Here is a 1,003-nt window from a genome sequence, read left to right as displayed (position 1 = left end):
ATTTACCCCCTTCGCCTTGATTCCCATCCCCGCCGTCGATACGGTCCCGCGCGATTCATCCCCCCGCGAGAGCCTGATCTGACGATGGACGACTCATTGCCCGCCCACATGCGCCCGGAACGCTCGTTCCAGGGCTTCATTCTCGCGCTCCAGCGGTTCTGGGCCGAGCAGGGCTGCGTGATCCTGCAGCCCTACGACATGGAGATGGGCGCGGGTACCTTCCATCCGGCGACGACGCTCCGCGCGCTCGGGCCCAAGCCTTGGAACGCCGCCTATGTGCAGCCCTCGCGCCGGCCCAAGGACGGCCGCTACGGCGAGAACCCGAACCGGATGCAGCACTACTACCAGTTCCAGGTGATCATGAAGCCGTCGCCGCCGAACCTTCAGGATCTGTACCTGAAGTCGCTCGCCGCGATCGGCATCGATTCCGCCGTGCACGACATCCGCTTCGTCGAGGACGACTGGGAGAGCCCGACGCTGGGCGCCTGGGGTCTTGGCTGGGAGTGCTGGTGCGACGGCATGGAGGTCTCCCAGTTCACCTACTTCCAGCAGGTCGCGGGCTTCGAATGCGCGCCGGTCGCGGGTGAGCTCACCTATGGGCTCGAGCGTCTCGCGATGTATGTGCAGGGCGTCGACCGCGTCTACGACCTCAATTTCAACGGCCGCGACGGCGACGCCAAGGTCACCTATGGCGACGTCTTCCTCCAGGCCGAGCGGGAGTACTCGAAGCACAATTTCGAAGTCGCCGACACCGCGATGCTGTTCGAGCAGTTCAAGATGGCGGAAGCGGCCTGTCGGAAATATCTCGACGCGGGCTGGAAGGACGGCAAGCGCGAGGCGCATCTGATGGCGCTGCCGGCCTATGACCAGTGCATCAAGGCAAGCCACGTCTTCAACCTGCTCGACGCCCGCGGCGTGATCTCCGTGACCGAGCGGCAGAGCTACATTCTTCGCGTGCGCGAGCTGGCCAAGGCCTGCGGCGAGGCCTGGATACATACTGAAG

At 64.7% G+C, this 1,003-nt stretch carries 1 protein-coding gene; it reads left to right on the top strand.

The window, feature by feature from the left end; translation table 11 throughout:
- Positions 1 to 84: 84 nt before the first annotated feature.
- Positions 85 to 1,003: glycine--tRNA ligase subunit alpha (locus AC1D00_RS42725; protein ID WP_477014864.1), on the top strand; the 919-nt coding region annotated here is incomplete at its 3' end.

Source organism: Bradyrhizobium sp. P2_E8 (genome assembly GCF_056403875.1).
The sequence above is the reverse complement of the archived record's forward strand: the minus strand, read 5'-3'. Positions and strand labels throughout refer to the sequence as shown.